The organism is Ancylobacter vacuolatus, assembly GCF_030813595.1.
In the GTDB taxonomy this organism is placed as follows: domain Bacteria; phylum Pseudomonadota; class Alphaproteobacteria; order Rhizobiales; family Xanthobacteraceae; genus Ancylobacter; species Ancylobacter vacuolatus.
In genome coordinates this window covers 40112-55908 of the sequence record NZ_JAUSUH010000012.1, presented here as the reverse complement: position 1 = coordinate 55908, position 15797 = coordinate 40112, and the positions used below count along the sequence as shown (strand labels likewise).

General features: G+C 67.0%; 14 protein-coding genes. 9 read left to right on the top strand and 5 right to left on the bottom strand.

Annotated elements, in window-relative coordinates; genetic code table 11:
• The first annotated feature begins 9 nt into the window (after positions 1-9).
• The 6 genes from J2S76_RS20485 (at position 10) to J2S76_RS20460 (ending at position 5973) form a co-directional block, all read left to right on the top strand.
• Positions 10-945, top strand: coding sequence for an alpha/beta hydrolase (locus J2S76_RS20485; RefSeq protein WP_307063568.1), 936 nt, complete (start codon positions 10-12; stop codon positions 943-945).
• 227 nt (positions 946-1172) lie between these two features.
• Positions 1173-2435 (top strand): TolC family protein, encoded by a 1263-nt coding sequence (locus tag J2S76_RS20480; protein ID WP_307063566.1) that lies wholly within the window; start codon positions 1173-1175, stop codon positions 2433-2435.
• Positions 2435-3568, top strand: a complete 1134-nt coding sequence (locus J2S76_RS20475; protein ID WP_307063564.1) for an ABC transporter permease — start codon at positions 2435-2437, stop codon at positions 3566-3568. The genes J2S76_RS20480 and J2S76_RS20475 overlap by 1 nt, the downstream gene beginning before the upstream one ends.
• A 3-nt stretch (positions 3569-3571) precedes the next feature.
• Complete coding sequence (locus J2S76_RS20470) at positions 3572-4285, top strand: ABC transporter ATP-binding protein (RefSeq protein ID WP_307063561.1); 714 nt, start codon at positions 3572-3574, stop codon at positions 4283-4285.
• Entirely contained in the window at positions 4285-5214 is a 930-nt protein-coding gene (locus J2S76_RS20465) for an efflux RND transporter periplasmic adaptor subunit (RefSeq protein WP_307063559.1), read from the top strand. The genes J2S76_RS20470 and J2S76_RS20465 overlap by 1 nt, the downstream gene beginning before the upstream one ends.
• A 189-nt stretch (positions 5215-5403) precedes the next feature.
• Entirely contained in the window at positions 5404-5973 is a 570-nt protein-coding gene (locus tag J2S76_RS20460) for a cytochrome b (protein WP_307063557.1), read from the top strand.
• A 30-nt stretch (positions 5974-6003) separates the two neighbouring features.
• On the opposite strand, the gene J2S76_RS20455 is transcribed toward J2S76_RS20460, so the two are convergent.
• A complete protein-coding gene (locus J2S76_RS20455; RefSeq protein WP_307063555.1) occupies positions 6004-7089 on the bottom strand; it encodes an ATP-binding protein in 1086 nt (361 codons plus the stop codon).
• A gap of 1 nt (position 7090) precedes the next feature.
• A complete protein-coding gene (locus tag J2S76_RS20450) occupies positions 7091-7774 on the bottom strand; it encodes a response regulator (RefSeq protein WP_307063553.1) in 684 nt (227 codons plus the stop codon).
• 154 nt (positions 7775-7928) lie between these two features.
• On the opposite strand from J2S76_RS20450, the gene J2S76_RS20445 reads away from it, so the two are divergent.
• From J2S76_RS20445 to J2S76_RS20435, 3 genes are all read left to right on the top strand, one after another.
• On the top strand, positions 7929-9122 hold the full coding sequence (locus J2S76_RS20445; protein ID WP_307063551.1) for an efflux RND transporter periplasmic adaptor subunit: 1194 nt from the start codon (positions 7929-7931) through the stop codon (positions 9120-9122).
• Positions 9123-9134: 12 nt separating this feature from the next.
• Positions 9135-12257 (top strand): multidrug efflux RND transporter permease subunit, encoded by a 3123-nt coding sequence (locus tag J2S76_RS20440; RefSeq protein ID WP_307063549.1) that lies wholly within the window; start codon positions 9135-9137, stop codon positions 12255-12257.
• Positions 12258-12339: 82 nt separating this feature from the next.
• The gene (locus J2S76_RS20435) at positions 12340-12873 is read left to right on the top strand and encodes a GNAT family N-acetyltransferase (RefSeq protein ID WP_307063547.1); all 534 of its coding nucleotides are present in this window, start codon (positions 12340-12342) and stop codon (positions 12871-12873) included.
• An 82-nt stretch (positions 12874-12955) separates the two neighbouring features.
• Here J2S76_RS20435 and J2S76_RS20430 read toward each other — a convergent pair whose 3' ends face one another.
• The 3 genes from J2S76_RS20430 to J2S76_RS20420 all read right to left on the bottom strand — a co-directional run bounded on the left by J2S76_RS20430 (position 12956) and on the right by J2S76_RS20420 (position 15787).
• Entirely contained in the window at positions 12956-13735 is a 780-nt protein-coding gene (locus J2S76_RS20430; RefSeq protein WP_307063545.1) for an anti-sigma factor family protein, read from the bottom strand.
• Positions 13732-14250, bottom strand: coding sequence for an RNA polymerase sigma factor (locus J2S76_RS20425; protein WP_307063543.1), 519 nt, complete (start codon positions 14248-14250; stop codon positions 13732-13734). Before J2S76_RS20425 ends, J2S76_RS20430 begins: the two co-directional genes overlap by 4 nt.
• Positions 14251-14329: 79 nt before the next feature.
• Complete coding sequence (locus J2S76_RS20420; RefSeq protein ID WP_307063541.1) at positions 14330-15787, bottom strand: YncE family protein; 1458 nt, start codon at positions 15785-15787, stop codon at positions 14330-14332.
• Positions 15788-15797 lie beyond the last annotated feature (10 nt).

The following is a 15797-nucleotide window of genomic DNA, read 5'->3' as shown; positions in this document are numbered from 1 at the left end:
GTCCCCCCCATGCAGAGCCTCCCCGCCCCATCGGAACATGACATTCTCTATGAAGGTGGCTCGACCGGGGTCCTGCTGATCCACGGACTGGGCGGCACCCCCATCGAGCTGAAGCGCGTGGCGCGGGCCGTGCACGCGGCAGGCCATACCGCCCTCTGCTGCACCCTTGCCGGCCATTGCGGCAGCGAGAGCGACCTGCTGGCGACGCGATGGCAGGATTGGTCCGCCAGTGTCGATGCCGCCTACCAGCGCCTGTCGCAGCGCTGTGACCGCATCGTCGTCGGCGGCCTCTCGCTCGGCGCCGTGCTGGCGCTGCATCTGGCGGCCGAGCGTCCCCGGCAGGTGCACGGGCTGGCGCTGTATGCTCCTACCCTGTGGTACGATGGCTGGTCCATTCCCTGGTACCGCTTCCTGCTGCGGCTCGCCGTCTACACGCCCTTCGGTGCCCGCTACCGCTTCATGGAGCGCGAGCCCTACGGCATCCGCGACGAGCGGATCCGGGCGCATCTCGTGGCTGCCATGAACAGCGGCGACAGCAGCGCAGCCGGCCTCGCGGGCACGCCGGGTCCGGCGGTGCGCGAACTCTTGCGCCTGGTGGCGAAGGTCGTCCCGGAATTGCCCGGCATCAGCGTGCCGACACTGCTGGTGCACGCGCGCAACGATGACGTGAGCAGCCTGCGCAACAGCACCTATATCGCCAGTCGGCTGGGTGGCGCGGTCGACCTCACCGTGCTGGAGGACAGCTACCACATCGTGACTCTCGACCGGCAGCGGAACATCGCCATCGCCCGCACGCTCGACCTTCTGGAGCGGGTGCGGGCGCCGCAGGGGGCGGACGTAATGCAGCGGCAATATCGGCAGGGCATGCCGGCGCCCAAGCCTGCCGGCCGGCTGGTGCGGCTGCGGGCGGGCGTTCATCGCATCGCGTCGCAGTCGCGGCTCTGACGTCTCCGGTATATCGGCAAGAGGAACGGGCGCTCATGTGGTCTGTGCCAACGCCCATCCGGCTCGGTCGAGGGCCTGCGGGAAGCGTGTGCTTGCGGTCGCCGCGCCGCGGGTTGGCGGCTGCCGGCGCTGTGCTTCTCGGAGGGCTTCTTCTGGCAGGCTGCGCTTCTTCCGGGTTCGACCCCTCCGATGTGACGGCCGATGTCTCTGCCTATGCAAACACCGGGGTGCCCGCTGTCCCGCGTGACCTCACCGCTTGGTGGCGGACCTTCCACGATCCCGTTCTCGACCATCTGGTGGAGCGGGCGGCGGCGGACAATCTCACGCTCGCCCAGGCGCGCGCCCGCCTTGTCGCCGGCCGCGCGCAGGCTTCGGCCGCGCATTCCCTGTTCCTGCCCACGCTTGGCGCTGGCGGCACCGCCGTGGCCGCGACGCCCAAGATCGACAACAGCGATCCGCTGCGCCGGCCCTTGATGGCGGGGTTCGACATGAGCTGGGACGTGGGGCTGTTCGGCCTCTCGGAAAACACGGCTCGCTCCGCCGATGCGGGGGAGGCGGTTCTCGCCGCGGATGTCGAGGCTGTACAGGTGGCGATGACGGCGGAAGTGGCCAGCGCCTATATCAGCCTGCGCGCGGTCCAGCAGCAGCAGGCCCTCGCGGCCGCGCTGGTTTCCGCGCAGCGCCGGCGCATGCAGGGGGGAGCCGCGCTGGTGCACTCGGGCCTCGCCACCTCCGCTGCCCAGATGGAGGTTGCTGCGACTGTGGCGGAAGCTGAAGCGGAGCAGGCAAGCCTTGAGGCCCGCGCCAGCGCGCTTCGCCAGCAGATCGCGACCTTGCTAGGCACCTCGACACCCGATCCAGCCTTGCTCCGTGCCGGGGACCAGCCGCAATCGACGCAGGCGCCAAACGCAAGCCGGCCCAATGATCTGCTTCGAGCAAGGCCGGACGTGCGCGCGGCGGAGCAGAAGGTGCTGGAGGCGGCGGCGGAGATAGGTATCGCGCAAGCTGGACTCTATCCACGTCTGCGGCTGGTGGGCACGATCGGTGTGGGTGCCCCCTTCACCAACTCGCCCTTCGGCGTGGCCGGGGGACCGGTGCTCGAAATTCCCCTGCTCGACTATGGCCGCCGGCTGGCGGCGGTGAGAGCGCGGCAGGCTCTCTATGACGAGGCGGTGGCGGCCTATCAGCAGAGCGTGCTGCTTGCCTATCAGGAGGCGGTGACCGCCCAGGCCCAGTGGCGCGCGAGCCGCGCCGCCACCGTCCAGCAGCGCAGCGCGCTGAAGGCTTCCGAGCGCAAGGCGCGCGAGATGCACGTGCTGAACGGGGAAGGGCTGGCGGATCGCGGCCAGGTGGCGGAGGCCGACGCCGGTGTGCTGGACCGCCGGCGTCGGCTGGTGCTGGCCCGCGAGACCGAGGCTCTCTCGCTTGCCGCCTTCTACAAGGCCATCGGCGGGGCGTCGGCTTCTGCCGCCGTTGCGGGGCCGCGCTGATGGCTGTGCCCCTGGCCCGCAGAATCCTTGTGTATGAATGGCGCCGGTTCCTGCCGGCCACCATTTCGGTGGCCTTTTCCGGCGTTCTCATGATCGTTCAGGGGGCGCTGCTGCTCGGCATTGTCAGCGCCAACGCGCTTTATGTCACCCAGTCCGGTGCCGACCTCTGGATCGGCTTTCCGGGGACGCAGAGCGCAGATCTCGGGCGCGCCATCGATCCCGGCATCGCCGCGAACCTGTACATGGACCCGCGCATCGCCCGGGTCGAAGCCCTGCTGCTCGGCGCTGGCGACTGGCGCGGCGCCCGGGGCGGCGGCACCAGCGTCACCCTGGTGGGCATCGACCCGCGCCCGGATGGGGTGGGCCTGAGCAAAGCGATGTCGCCGCCGGTGCGCGTTCTGCTCCAGGAGCCGGGTGCGGTGCTGGTGGACGAAACCGATCTCGACAAGCTGGCGACGGATATCGGCCAGAAGGCCGAGATCAATGGCCATCTGGTCCGCGTCGTGGGAACCACGCGCAACCTGCGCGCCATGGGCGGGGTCAATGTGGTGGCCTCCCTGGGTACGGCGCGGATGCTGGACAGCGCGATTTCCGCCTCTGACAGCGTGACCTATTATCTGGCGAAGGTGCCGGAGCCCCGGAACATTTCGGCGGTGCATGCCCATCTGTCGTCCATCCCGGGAAGCGCCGGCTTCGAGATCTGGACCGCCGGGGAACTGGCCGGCCTCTCGGTGCGCTACTGGCTGCTGGAATCCGGGGCGGGCATCGGCTTCGTCTTTGCCACCGTCATTGCGATGCTGGTAGGCACGCTCATCACGAGCCAGACGCTGATGGCGGCCGTGGCCGCCTCCATCACCCAATATGCCACCCTGCGGGCGCTGGGGGTCTCGTTTCCCGAGTTGCGCAAGATCGTGATCGAGCAATCCGGCTGGGTCGGTGCGGTGGGTCTCGGCATGGGGCTGGTGTGCAGTCTTCTGGCTGCCGCGCTGGCACGGCTGAACGACATCCCTTTCGAGCTGCGGGCGGGCATGATGCTGTTCTCCGCCGCCGTGGTCCTCTCGGTGGCGCTTGTCGCCGGCCTGCTGGCCCTGCGCCGGCTGCGCCACGCCGACCCCGCCGCCCTGTTGCGCTGAACCATGGAGGCGAATCTGAGCGCGCGGATGCTTTCCAAATCCTACACGGTGCAAAACATCCGCACCGATGCCCTGCGGGACGTCTCGCTGGACCTGTGGGCCGGAGAGCTTTCGCTCATCATCGGGCCATCCGGGTGCGGCAAGAGTACATTGCTCTCGCTGATGAGCGGGTTGAGCCGCCCGGACAGCGGCACCGTGTATGCCGCCGGCGTTGAGCTGAGCGCGCTCAGCGATGCCGAGCGCGACGCGTTTCGCCTCGCCCATTGTGGCTTCGTCTTCCAGGGGTTCAATCTGTTCCCGGCCCTGACCGCGCTGGAGCAGGTGCAGATCCCGCTCGACTATCTGAAGGTGCCGCAGGATCGGGCGGCCCGGCGGGCCGCCGAGGCTCTCGACATGGTGGGCCTGTGGCATCGTCGGCACCTGCGGCCGGCAGAACTCTCCGGTGGCGAGAAGCAGCGGGTGGCTATTGCGCGCGCGCTGGTCAAGCGACCGTCGCTCCTGTTCGCGGACGAGCCCACCAGCGCCCTCGACAGCACCAATGGCGGCACCGTCACCGACCTGTTGCGGCGGATCGCCCATGCCACCGGCGCGGTCGTCGCCTGCGTGTCGCATGACCCACGCCTGATCGCACGCGCGGACCGCGTGCTGGAAATGGAGGACGGGCGCCTGCTGCGGGACCGTCGCCCGGCTCATTCCGAACCCATGGAGCCCCTATGATGCGCAGTTGGTCTCTCATTGCTGCCGGAACGCTGGGCCTCCTGCTGTTCTTCTCCCTCGGGGCCGGACTGGCGGCCTTGCTGTCCCCCGCCGCCGGAGAATCGGACCCTGCGGCCATTCTGTCTCAGTCTCCGGTGATCGCGGTGGGGCGCGGGCGGGTGGAGGTGGACGGCGGCCTCTCCCGCGTCCTCGCAGCGCGTGACGGGATCGTGCGCGAGGTGCGGGTCACGGAAGGCCAGCCGGTCAAGGCTGGCGATGTACTGGCCGTGCTGGACGAACGCGCGGCCGACTTTGCCGTTCAGGCCGCCGTGGCGGAGCAAGCGGAAGCTCAGGCGCGTTTATCGGCCGCCCAGGCCCGGCGCGACGGACAGGCCCGTCAGGTGGAACGGTTGCGCCGCGCCGCGAAAGCCCAGGCCATCACCCCTCAGGCTCTGGACGAAGCCGAAGCCGCGCTGGCGGCGGGAACGGCTGACGTGCGATTGACCGAGGCGGCGGTTGCCGCTGCCACGACCAGACTGGGCATCGCGCGCTTCGAGCTCGACCAGCGCCAGATCCGCGCCGCTCTGGACGGCGAGGTGGTGCGCCGCGCGGTGAAGCGCGGGGATACGGTCTTGGCTGCGGCCCTCACCGAGATGTTCGTCATCCTGCCGGATGCGCCCTTGGTGGTGCGGGCGGAGATCCAGGAGCAGTTTGTCCGCCAGATCAGGGCCGGTCTTGAGGCCGAGATCGTGTCGGAGAGTGATGAACGCGTGACCACTGTTGGGCGGGTGCTGCGGGTGGGGCAGTTCCTCGATACCCGTCGCTCCAATGAGAATGTGGCCGAGCGGGTGGACGTGCGCGTGGCCGACTGCATCGTTTCCCTGGATGCCAGCGACGCGTTTCTGGTGGGGCAGCGTGTATATGTGCGGTTCAAGCGCCCCTCGTCGTGACGCGGCCGGGGGGGCAACCAGGCGCAGGAGCCAGCAGATCGCGTTCGACCGTTTGGAAGCGCCATCCGAACCGATGGCGGGCGCGATCCACGCGACCTCCACACAACCTGCACGCAGCCTCGATCTTCGATGGATAAGGTCTCACCGAAACGGGTGTCGGCAGGGAGCCGGCCGAACAAGGATAGCTGCATGACCGAAGTGCTCCGAATACGCCGCAGTGTCCGATATCCGGTGTCGATCCGCATCCTGCACTGGCTGCGAGCAGTTCTGATCCTGGGGTTGATCGCGTGTGGCTGGTATATGACCGGCCGCGCCGAATACGATCCCACCGCCGGCATCTTGTATCCCAACCATAAGCAATTCGGAATCCTGGTCTGGCTACTGGCGCTGCTGCATCTCACGCTGCGCTGGCGGTACCGTGCGGTGCTGCCACATGAGCCAGAGGCTCTGAAACCTTGGGAAAAATGGCTCTCCCACGGCATTCACCGGATGCTTGTCGCTTTGACGCTCCTCACTCCGCTGCTGGGCTACGCCATGTCGAGCAGCTTCCCGGACAGCGACGGCGTGCCGTTCTTCTTCCTCTCGCATGTGCCGGAGATCCTGCCGAAGAGCGATGCGGCCTTCGCGGTGTTTCAGGCGCTGCACGAGTACAGCGCCTATCTCCTGCTGGCCCTCATCGTTCTGCACGTAGCGGGCACCCTGAAGCACCGGCTTGAGGACAAGGGCGGAGAGACCGACGTTCTCCCACGCATGCTTTGAAATGCGCCGCGGTTCCCCGCAGCGCACCCGTTACGCATCGTGTGCTGCGGGAGAACGATTTGCCTTCACAAAAATCATCTCGAACAGCGCGCCGCCCCCCGGCGCGCCACGGTAGCGAAGTCGACCGCCATGCGCCTCCACGATCGCGCGCACCACTGACAGGCCGAGTCCGTTGCCGCTCATGTCCGGCGAGCGGGCCGGCTCGCCCCGCACGAAAGGATCGAAGACACGGGTCGTCATCCCGGGCGAAAGTCCCGGCCCCTCATCGGCGACACCCAACCGGATTTCCCCGTCCTCCTCAGCCAGCGAGATCGTTATCGTGCCCCGAACCGAATAGCGCCGCGCGTTGGTGACGAGAGCCAGCAGGGCCTGGCGGATGCGTGTTGCATCGGCGTCAACGACGACGTCGGCGAGATCGAGATCAAGTTGGAAGCCGCTGGTGCTCAGGTCGTGCGCCATCAGCTCGGCCATCTGCTCGATTTCCGGTGCGAGACGAATGGGCTGGATGCGCAGGTCCAGATGACCGCTGTCGGCGAGCGTCACGGTCCGCAGATCCTCCACCAGCCGGGCCAGCCCATCCACCTGCAGAACCAGTGCAGAAAGCGAGCTTTCGTCCGGCTCGAACACTCCATCGATCATGCCCTTCAGGCGCCCCTTCAGAATGGTGAGCGGCGTGCGCAACTCGTGTGCGATGGTCGCGTTCCACAGGGCCATGTCGGCGGCCATGTCCTGCAGGCGCTGCGCCATCGTGTTGAAGTCGTCGATCAGGGCGGCCGTCTCGCCAAGGGCGCGATCGCCGACCCGCGCGCGGGCGGTCAGGTCACCCGCCGTGATGCGTCGTGCGTTCTCGGCAAGCGACTCCAGGGGCTCCAGGATCCGGCGCGCGAGACGGAAGGAAATCAGGGCCGCGATGGGCAGTGTAATGATGATCACCCCGCCGACGATCAGGAGATCGGTCAGCGTCAGCGACCCGTCGGCGTCCGGCATAGGGTAGAACGCGACGATCGCCGTGTAAGCAAGATAGGTCCCAAAGAAGACCAGAAGTCCGGCCGTCACGGTGATCGCCGACATGGCGATGAGAATCTGCCGGCTCAATCCGGTACGGGGGGCCATCATGTCATGCCGTCAGCCGGTAGCCCACGCCGCGCACGCCGGGCAGCAAGCCCACAGCGCCAGCCTGCTCGAGCTTCTTGCGCAGCTTGCTGAGGTGGCTGTCCACAGTGCGGTCGAGCGCGTTTGAACCTGGCAGGCACGCATCGACCAGTTCGCTTCTGGTGAAGACCTTCGCCGGGTTTCGGGCCATGTGAGCGAGGATGCGGAACTCGGAGAGCGTCAAGACGAGCGGGATCGCCTCGGCGCCGGCGCCCAGGCTTGCCTGATAGGCATCGAGGTCGATCGTGAGATCGCCGACCCGCAGGACGCCCGCCGCCGTTGCAAGTCCCGAGCGGCGAAGGACGGCCTTCGCGCGTGCCACGACCTCGATCGGATTGAAGGGTTTCACGACATAGTCGTCCGCCCCGATGCGCAGCCCCTGAATACGGTCAATGTCCTGGTCGAGGGCGGTGATCATGATGGCGGGCGTGCTTCCGCGGCGTCGCAACTCGGCCAGCACCTCCCATCCGTCGAGGCGGGGCATCGTAACGTCGAGAAGGACAAGGTCCGGCTTCAGAGCGAGATGCAGGTCGAGTGCCGTGCGGCCATCTCGTGCCCGAACCGTCCGGAATCCTTCGCGCACGAGGTAGGCGTCGAGGATCGCGGCGATCTCGTCGTCGTCTTCAGCAATCAGAACGAGGGCTGTCATGGGTGTCTCCTAACACGATGGATGTCATCCGCAGCCACGTGCGTCGAGCGGTCTCGCTGCCTCTCCATCAAGTCGCAACATTGCCTCCACACGGCATCGACACGGCGGATCGATAGAGGCGGGGTCGCCCGGAGCGACAGGACCGCTTTGACGGATGACCGTGATGATGCGTCTTCGCCCATCCCTGATACTTGTTCTCATCGCCGCCACGGCGATGGTTCTCGTCGCCTGCTCGGATGGGGCCGTAAACCCGAGATCCGATGCCGCCGAAGGGCGCGTGGAAGCAAACGTCGGCGCCATCCGCGTCTCCGTCCTGAAGGTGCAGCCGCGTCAGGTGGTCGTCTACGACGAACTGCCCGGTCGGGTATCGGCTCGCCGAACAGCCGAGATACGTCCGCAAGTAAACGGTATCGTGCGGAAGGTGATCTTCACGGAAGGGGCGGAGGTTTCCGCGGACCAGCCCTTGTTCCAGATCGATCCCGCGCCGTTCGCGGCCGATGTCGAGGCCGCCTCGGCCGTGCTGGCGCGGGCTGAGGCCGATCTCGTCAATGCCACGGTCAAGCATGAACGGGTCACGGCGCTGGCGGCGTCACAGGCCACGAGCGCCGCAGCGCTCGGCGACGCGAAGGCGGCGCAGGCGCAAGCACGCGCAAGTGTCGCCGAGGCAAGGGCCAATGTGACCCGCCGCGAACTCGAACTGTCCTATGCGACAGTGCGAAGCCCTATCGCCGGTCGAATCGGTCAGGCCCTCACCACCGAAGGCAGCTTGGCTTCCGTCGGCGCCTCGACCGCCCTCGCCGTGGTCCAGCAGATCGACAGCGTCTATCTCGATGTCCGTCAGTCCTCCATCCGTCGGGAGCAACTGGAGGAAAGGCTCGATCCTGGCCGCAGCGAGCATGCCGACGTCCTTCCGGTCGGGATTCTGACGATCACGGGAAAGCCCTACGAGTTTCCGGGCAAGATATTGTTTTCCGACAGTACTGTGGATCCCGGCACGGGCAGTATTGCCATGCGCGTGGAGGTGCCGAACCCGCATCGGCAGTTGCTGCCGGGCATGTATCTGCGCGCCAGAGTGCCCAGCGCCATCTACCCCGATGCTTTGACGGTGCCGCAGCAGGCCGTGCGTCGCGACCCGTCGGGACAGGCCCAGCTCACGGTGATCGGGAGCGACAACGCCGCCGGCATCCGCGATGTCGAACTGGGGCCGCTTGTGGAACGGCAATATGTCGTGCTGTCAGGCCTGAGGCCAGGCGAGACCGTAGTGGTCGAGGGGCAGGATCGCACAGCGGCCGGCCAGCCGCTGGAGCTCGTTCCCTACCAGCGCCCCTCGCCCAAGTCCGAAAGCTGAGGAGCCCGGTCCATGCCCCAGTTCTTCATAGCGCGCCCCGTCTTCGCCTGGGTCATCGCGATCTTCATCGTGATGGCCGGCCTCGCCGCGATCCCTCAGCTTCCGGTCTCGCGCTTTCCGGTGATCGCGCCGCCGAGCATCAGCATTAGCGTCACCTATACCGGCGCCAGCTCCCAGACGATCAACGACAGCGTGACGGCGCCGATCGAGCGCGAACTGACAGCCCTGAAGAACGTCCTCTATTTCGAATCGTCCTCCGACTCGACCGGCAACGCCAGCATCACGGTCACGTTCAAGCCCGGCACTGACCCCGAGCTCGCCCAGATCGATGTCCAGAACCGCCTCAAGGCCGTCGAGCAGCGCCTGCCCGAGCCTGTCCGGCGCGCGGGCCTCTCCGTGGAGGGCGTCACGTCGGGCTTCCTGATGATCGTATCCCTGCGTTCCGAGCGCGGCAGCGCCGCTTCGCTGGTGCTTGACGACTATCTCGCCCGCCGCCTCGTCCCGGAGCTGAAGCGCGTGGCCGGCGTCGGCCGCGTGCAGTCCTTCGGCTCGGAGGCGGCCATGCGTGTGTGGATCGATCCGGCACGGCTGATCTCCTATTCGATCTCGATGGCCGAGATCGTGCAGGCCATCCAGTCCCAGAACGTTCAGGTGGCGCCGGGCCGGCTCGGCGAGGCACCCAGGGTCCCCGGTCAGTCGATCAGCGTGCCGCTCGGGCTCGACGGGCAGTTGAAAACGCCCGAGGAATTCTCCGCCATCGTGCTGCGCTCCAACCCCGATGGCTCGAAGCTGACGCTCGGCGACGTGGCCAAGGTCGAGATCGGCGCCCAGACTATGGGCTTCTCGATCTTCGAGGGCGGAAAGCCGGCCACTGCCGCGGCCATTCAGCTCGCGCCCGGCGCCAATGCCGTCAGCACGTCGGAAGCTGTCCGCGCGCGCCTTGCGGAACTCGCCGTATCGATGCCGGAAGGCGTCGCCTATGCCGTCTCCTACGATACGGCGCCCTTCGTGAAGCTCTCGATCGCAAAGGTGGTGCAGACTCTCGCCGAGGCCATGGTCCTCGTGTTCCTGATAATGCTGCTTTTCCTTCAGAACATCCGCTACACGCTGATCCCCGCGATCGTCGCGCCGATCGCGCTCCTCGGCACCTTTGCCGTGATGTGGGTGATCGGCTACTCGATCAATGTATTGACGATGTTCGGCATGGTGCTGGCGATCGGCATCATCGTCGACGACGCGATCGTCGTCGTCGAGAACGTCGAGCGGCTGATGGTGACCGAAGGCCTGTCGCCGCGCGCGGCAACCCGCCGCGCCATGCGCGAGATCACGGGCGCGGTCATCGGCATCACTCTGGTTCTCACGGCCGTTTTCCTGCCGATGGGCCTCGCCGACGGCTCGGTCGGCGCGATCTACCGCCAGTTCACGGTCTCGCTCGTGGTCTCGATCCTGCTCTCGGCCTTCCTGGCCCTCAGCCTGACGCCCGCGCTCTGTGCCACGATCCTGAGGCCGGCCGCGCCTCATCACGAGCGCAAGGGTTTCTTTGCCTGGTTCAATCGCAGCTTCGAAAGGCTGACCGGGAGGTACACGTCTTGGACGGCATGGCTCGTGAGGCGGACCGGCCGCGTCATGCTGGTCTACGGCGTCCTCGTTGGCGCACTGGCGCTCGGCTACAGCACGCTGCCGACCGCTTTCGTTCCGTCGGAAGACCAGGGAACGTTCATGACCTCTTTTACACTGCCGGCCGACGCGTCGGCCGAGCGCACCCAGGCCCTCGTCGAACGCTTCGACCGTCACGCCGCGACGCGCCCGGACATCACCAGCAATCTCTCCATCATCGGCTTCGGCTTCTCCGGCTCCGGCTCCAACATGGCGATGTCCTTCACCACGCTGCGGGATTTCGAGGCGCGGAGCGGCAGCACCGACATTGAAATCGCTGCGGCCGAAAAGGCGATGCAGGAGGCGACGGAAGGCGAGATCGTGGTCACGAAGCCGCCGGCCATCGACGAGCTGGGCACCACGTCCGGCCTCGCGCTGCGTCTGGTGGACCGCGCGGGCCGCGACGCTGAGGCATTGCGGGATGCAGCAGAGAAACTCGTTACCCTTGCCGGGCAGAGCCGGCTTCTCCGGAACGTCCGTGTCGATGGGCTGCCGAACGGGCCCGCCGTGAACCTGCGCGTCGACCGGCAGAAGGCCGGCGCGCTCGGTGTCTCCTTTTCGGCGATCAGCGACATGCTCGCCTCCGCCATGGGCTCGACCTATGTCAACGACTTTCCCCGCGCCGGCGGCCTTCAGCAGGTTATTCTGCAGGCGCAGGCGAAGGACCGCATGCAGGTCGAAGACGTCCTGAAGCTGCATGTGCGCAACGACAAGGGCGGCATGGTTTCCCTGTCCGAGATGGTGACGCCCGAATGGTCTGTCGGCCCGCTGCAGCTCAATCGCTACAATGGATATCCCTCGCTCAGCATTTCTGGAGACGTTGCGCCCGGCGTGTCGACCGGCAAGGCGATGGACGAGATCGAGCAGTTGGCCGCGCAGCTTCCTGCCGGCTTCGCCGTCGAATGGACGGGCCAGTCCTTCCAGGAGCGCGAGTCCGGCGCGCAGGCGCCGCTTCTGGCCGCGCTCTCTTTCGTCGTCGTGTTCCTCGTGCTCGCCGCCCTCTACGAGAGCTGGGCCATTCCGCTCTCGGTGATGCTCGTCGTTCCGCTCGGGATTCTGGGCGCCGTCGCGGCGGTGCATCTCCGGGGCCTGGAGAACGACGTGTTCTTCAAGGTCGGCCTGATCACCCTGATCGGCCTCTCGGCCAAGAATGCGGTGCTGATCGTGGAGTTCGCCCGCAAGCTGGTGGCGGAGGGGCGGTCGATCGGCGACGCGGCCGTCGAGGCGGCGCGCCTGCGGCTTCGGCCCATCATCATGACATCGCTCGCCTTCACGCTCGGCATCGTGCCTCTGGTCATCGCCAAAGGACCGAGCTCCGAGACCCAGAACGCGCTCGGCACAGGCCTTTTCGGCGGCATGATTTCGGCCACCGTCCTCGCCGTGCTCTTCGTGCCCGTCTTCTTCGTCCTCATCATGGGGCTCGCCGGCCGCAGGGCGCGGGCTGAAGGCGAGGCGAACCCCGCGGGCGCTCAAGCCTAGCTGACAGTCCCCCCTGGTGAACTGAACAGCCGAGCCGGATCGGGCTGGCCCGGCCGTCACCCCCTTCCATTGGAATTGACCGATGACTGCCGAACTCAACAAGAGCCGGGTCACCCTCGATATCGCAACTGAGGCCGACCTTCCCCGCTTCCGCAAAGATCTTCAGGACGCCTTCGCGATCGCAGTGGTTGAAGATTTGGGATCGGTCGGCGAGGGGCCCATTCCTTCCGACGACGATGTGAATGCGTCCTTCGAGGCGCCAAACGCCGTGGTGCTCCGTGTCCTCGAGGACGGACGATGGGTCGGCGGTGCGGTCGTTTCCATCGACGCCGCGACGCAGATCAATTCACTCGACTTCTTCTTCATCCAAGCCGGCGAGATCGGCCGGGGCCTCGGCCGGAAGGCGTGGACGGCGATCGAGCAGTATTATCCCGATACGAAGGTCTGGATCACCCACACGCCGTATTTCGAAAAGCGCAACATCCACTTCTACGTCAATGTCTGCGGTTTCAGCATCGTCGAATACTTCAACAATCGCCACCCTGATCTGAACCATCCCTCGGGCCCGGACCTGCCCGAGGACGGTGGAATGTTCCGCTTCGAAAAGCGCGTCTGACCTCCCGGCGCGGTTCAGCCCTCCAGCGTGGCCCTGCCGGCCAGCCACGCTGGAGTGGGCGACAGGCGTGATCGCCTGCCGCTCAGGCCTCGCTGCGTATCTGCCGGCGCAGCTCATCCGCCAGCGGATGCAGCCGGTCCGGGGCCACCGCTCCGATGAGGCTGTAGCCCAGGCCGTCATCGGCCCAGGCGAAGCCGTTGAGGGCGCCTTCGGCGTGAGGCGACATCGGCAGGGCCGGATCGGCCTTCATCGGGCGCGCCAGCATCACGAGGCGCGTTCCGCGATCATCGTCAAACATGAACAGCGCAGCAGGACCGTGCTCGGTCGGCACCACGCGCCCGCCCATCAGGCGATAGCCCGCCGCCGTCAGGTCCGGAATGCCGATCGGACGACCGATGCGCTTGGCGGTCCAGGCCGCAAGCACGTCGCGATCGCTGGCACGGATTTCGACCGGCCGCACCTGGTCGGGCACATAGGTCGCATAGCTCGCCGCCGCCTCGCGGGCGAGCGCCTGGACACCTTCGGAGGTCGGGGGCCTCATGTCGCGCAGCGACCAGCCGCCGGCGGCGCCCACCGACAGAAGCAGCACCGCCGCGGCGGCTATCGCCCAGCGCGGCGCCTGCCGGGGAAGGCGGCGTTCCGCGATCATGCGCGAGAGGTCGAGCTCCGTCGGCACCGGCTCGTCCATGACAGGCGCGAAGGCGTCGCGCAGCATGTCGCGCTGCTCGCCATAGACCGCGATGCGTCGGGCAATGTGCGGATGTGCGTCGAGATAGGTGCTCACCTCGGCGCGGCGTTCGGGAGTGAGCGTGCCGTCGACGAAACCGTTCAGGTCGTCTTCGGTGATCGGAAGAGGGTTCATTTCACGCTCCGGAGATGGGGCGACGGACGGGATGCCCGGGGCTCGGCGGACATCAGCTTCGCAAGGCGTTCGCGGGCACGCGACAGGCGCGACATGACCGTGCCGATCGGCACGCCTAGCACCTGCGCCGCGTCGGCATAGGAGAGTTCCTCGACCGTGACCAGCAGAAGCACGGTCCGCTGTTCATCCGGCAATTGCGCCAGCGCGGTAACGAGGTCTCGATGGCGTAGCCCGTCCTCCTGTCGCGCCTCGGAGGCGAAGCTCGCCGGATCGGCGTCGTCGAGCCCGATATGGATCGGGCGCTGCGTGGTCCGGCGCAGCCGCGTCATGGCGAGATTGTGCAGGATGGTGAAGATCCAGGCTCGAGGGTCTTCGCCCGGCCGCCGCTGATGCCAGCGGCTGATGGTACGCTCCAGACAATCCTGCACCAGATCGTCCGCCGCCGTCCGCTCGCGCATCAGCGCGCGCGCATATCGCCGCAATGCGGGGATCAGCGGCTCGATAAGGCGCACCATCTCGTGGTTCACGGTGTCTCCTTTCGAGGAGAGGCAGGCCTCCCCCATGAGCGACTGTCCTGGCGGAGGCGGTGGCGCGTCAATCCAGCGTCTGGCGCTGGACGACGGCGCCCGGCTGCGCGACCGTGCCCTCCGCGATGACGAGATAGCGGCGCTGGGCCTCGGCCTCGTTCTGCACGATCTGGCGGATCGGCCCGGCGGCGTTGACGATCGCCGAGCCGGCGGGATTGGTCATGAATGCCGAGAGCGGCTCGATCGTGCCGGTGCCGTCGGGCTGGCTGGCCAGCGCCAATATATGCGGCGTCTTCGGCGCAAGGCCGGTCACTGACGCCTGCAGGACCTGGATCAGCCCCTGGTCGAACAGCGTGATGCTGGTCGGGGGCGTGTCGGCGGCCTTGCCATCCTTGGTCAGGCTGAGATGGGCCGCCTGTCCGGCGACGCCGAGCGGCTGGAGGTTCTGCGTGCCCTCGCCCTCCGGCACGGCGCCGGGCACATAGTTGACCGCCTGCGGCGCCTGACCGATGGGAATGGTGGCAATCACCTTGTTGGTCAGTGTGTCGATCGCGGCCAGCGCATCGGCGTTCTCCAGCCCGACATAGACGCGCGAACCGTCGCCGGACGGCCAGAGGCCGTGCGGCAGCTTGCCGACAGGAATGGTCGCGACCAGCGAGAAGTCGTCGGTGCGGAACACCTTGACCGCGTTGAGCCCGCCCACCGTGACATAGGCGAAGGTGCCATTGGCGTTCCGCGCGAAATTGACGTGGTTGGTGAGGGGGCCGGTGTCGATCGTCTTGATCACCTCGAAGGGCGGCTGCGCATTGAACACCTGCGTCTTGCCGATGTCCTTCAGCGTGAGCCAGACCTGCTTGCCGTCCGGCGTCGCGGCGATGTTCGGACAGAACGGGCTCGCCTGCTTCACATGGCCGACAATCGCGTGGTCGGCGACCGAGATGACCACCGTCTCGGGCATGAAGGAGGAGCAGACATAGCCGTATGAGCCGTCAGGCGAGAAGATCTGCATGCCCGGGCCGTTCGGCACCTTGATGCGCGTCTTCTCCTCATAGGTGGCGCTGTCGAGCACGGCGATATAGTCCTCGCCGCGCACCGTTACCCATATCTCCTTGCCGTCCGGGGTGAAGAACACCTCGTGCGGCGAGCGGCCGACATAGGTCGTGTGCTTCACCGCATTGGTGGCGGTGTCGATGAAGGTGACGGCGTTCGAGCCGATCGACACCACCGCGAGCGTCTTCGCGTCCGGCGCGAAGCCCATGCCGTGCACCAGCACCTGCCCCTTGTAGAGCGGGCTGAAATTCATCGGCTGCGGCTCGCCCAGCCGGATGATGCCGAGCAGCTTGTTGGAGGCGGGATCGGTGACGGAGATGGTGTTCGAGAACTGCTCGGCGGCATAGACGCGGTCGCGGCTGCTCAGCGGGATGTCCGGGGCGGCGGCGGCGAACGGCGCCTGTCCGGCAAAGGCAGGCACCGCACAGGAGAGCATGGCGCTGGCGAGCAGGCCACTCAGGAAGGAATTGTTCATGGAACGGCTC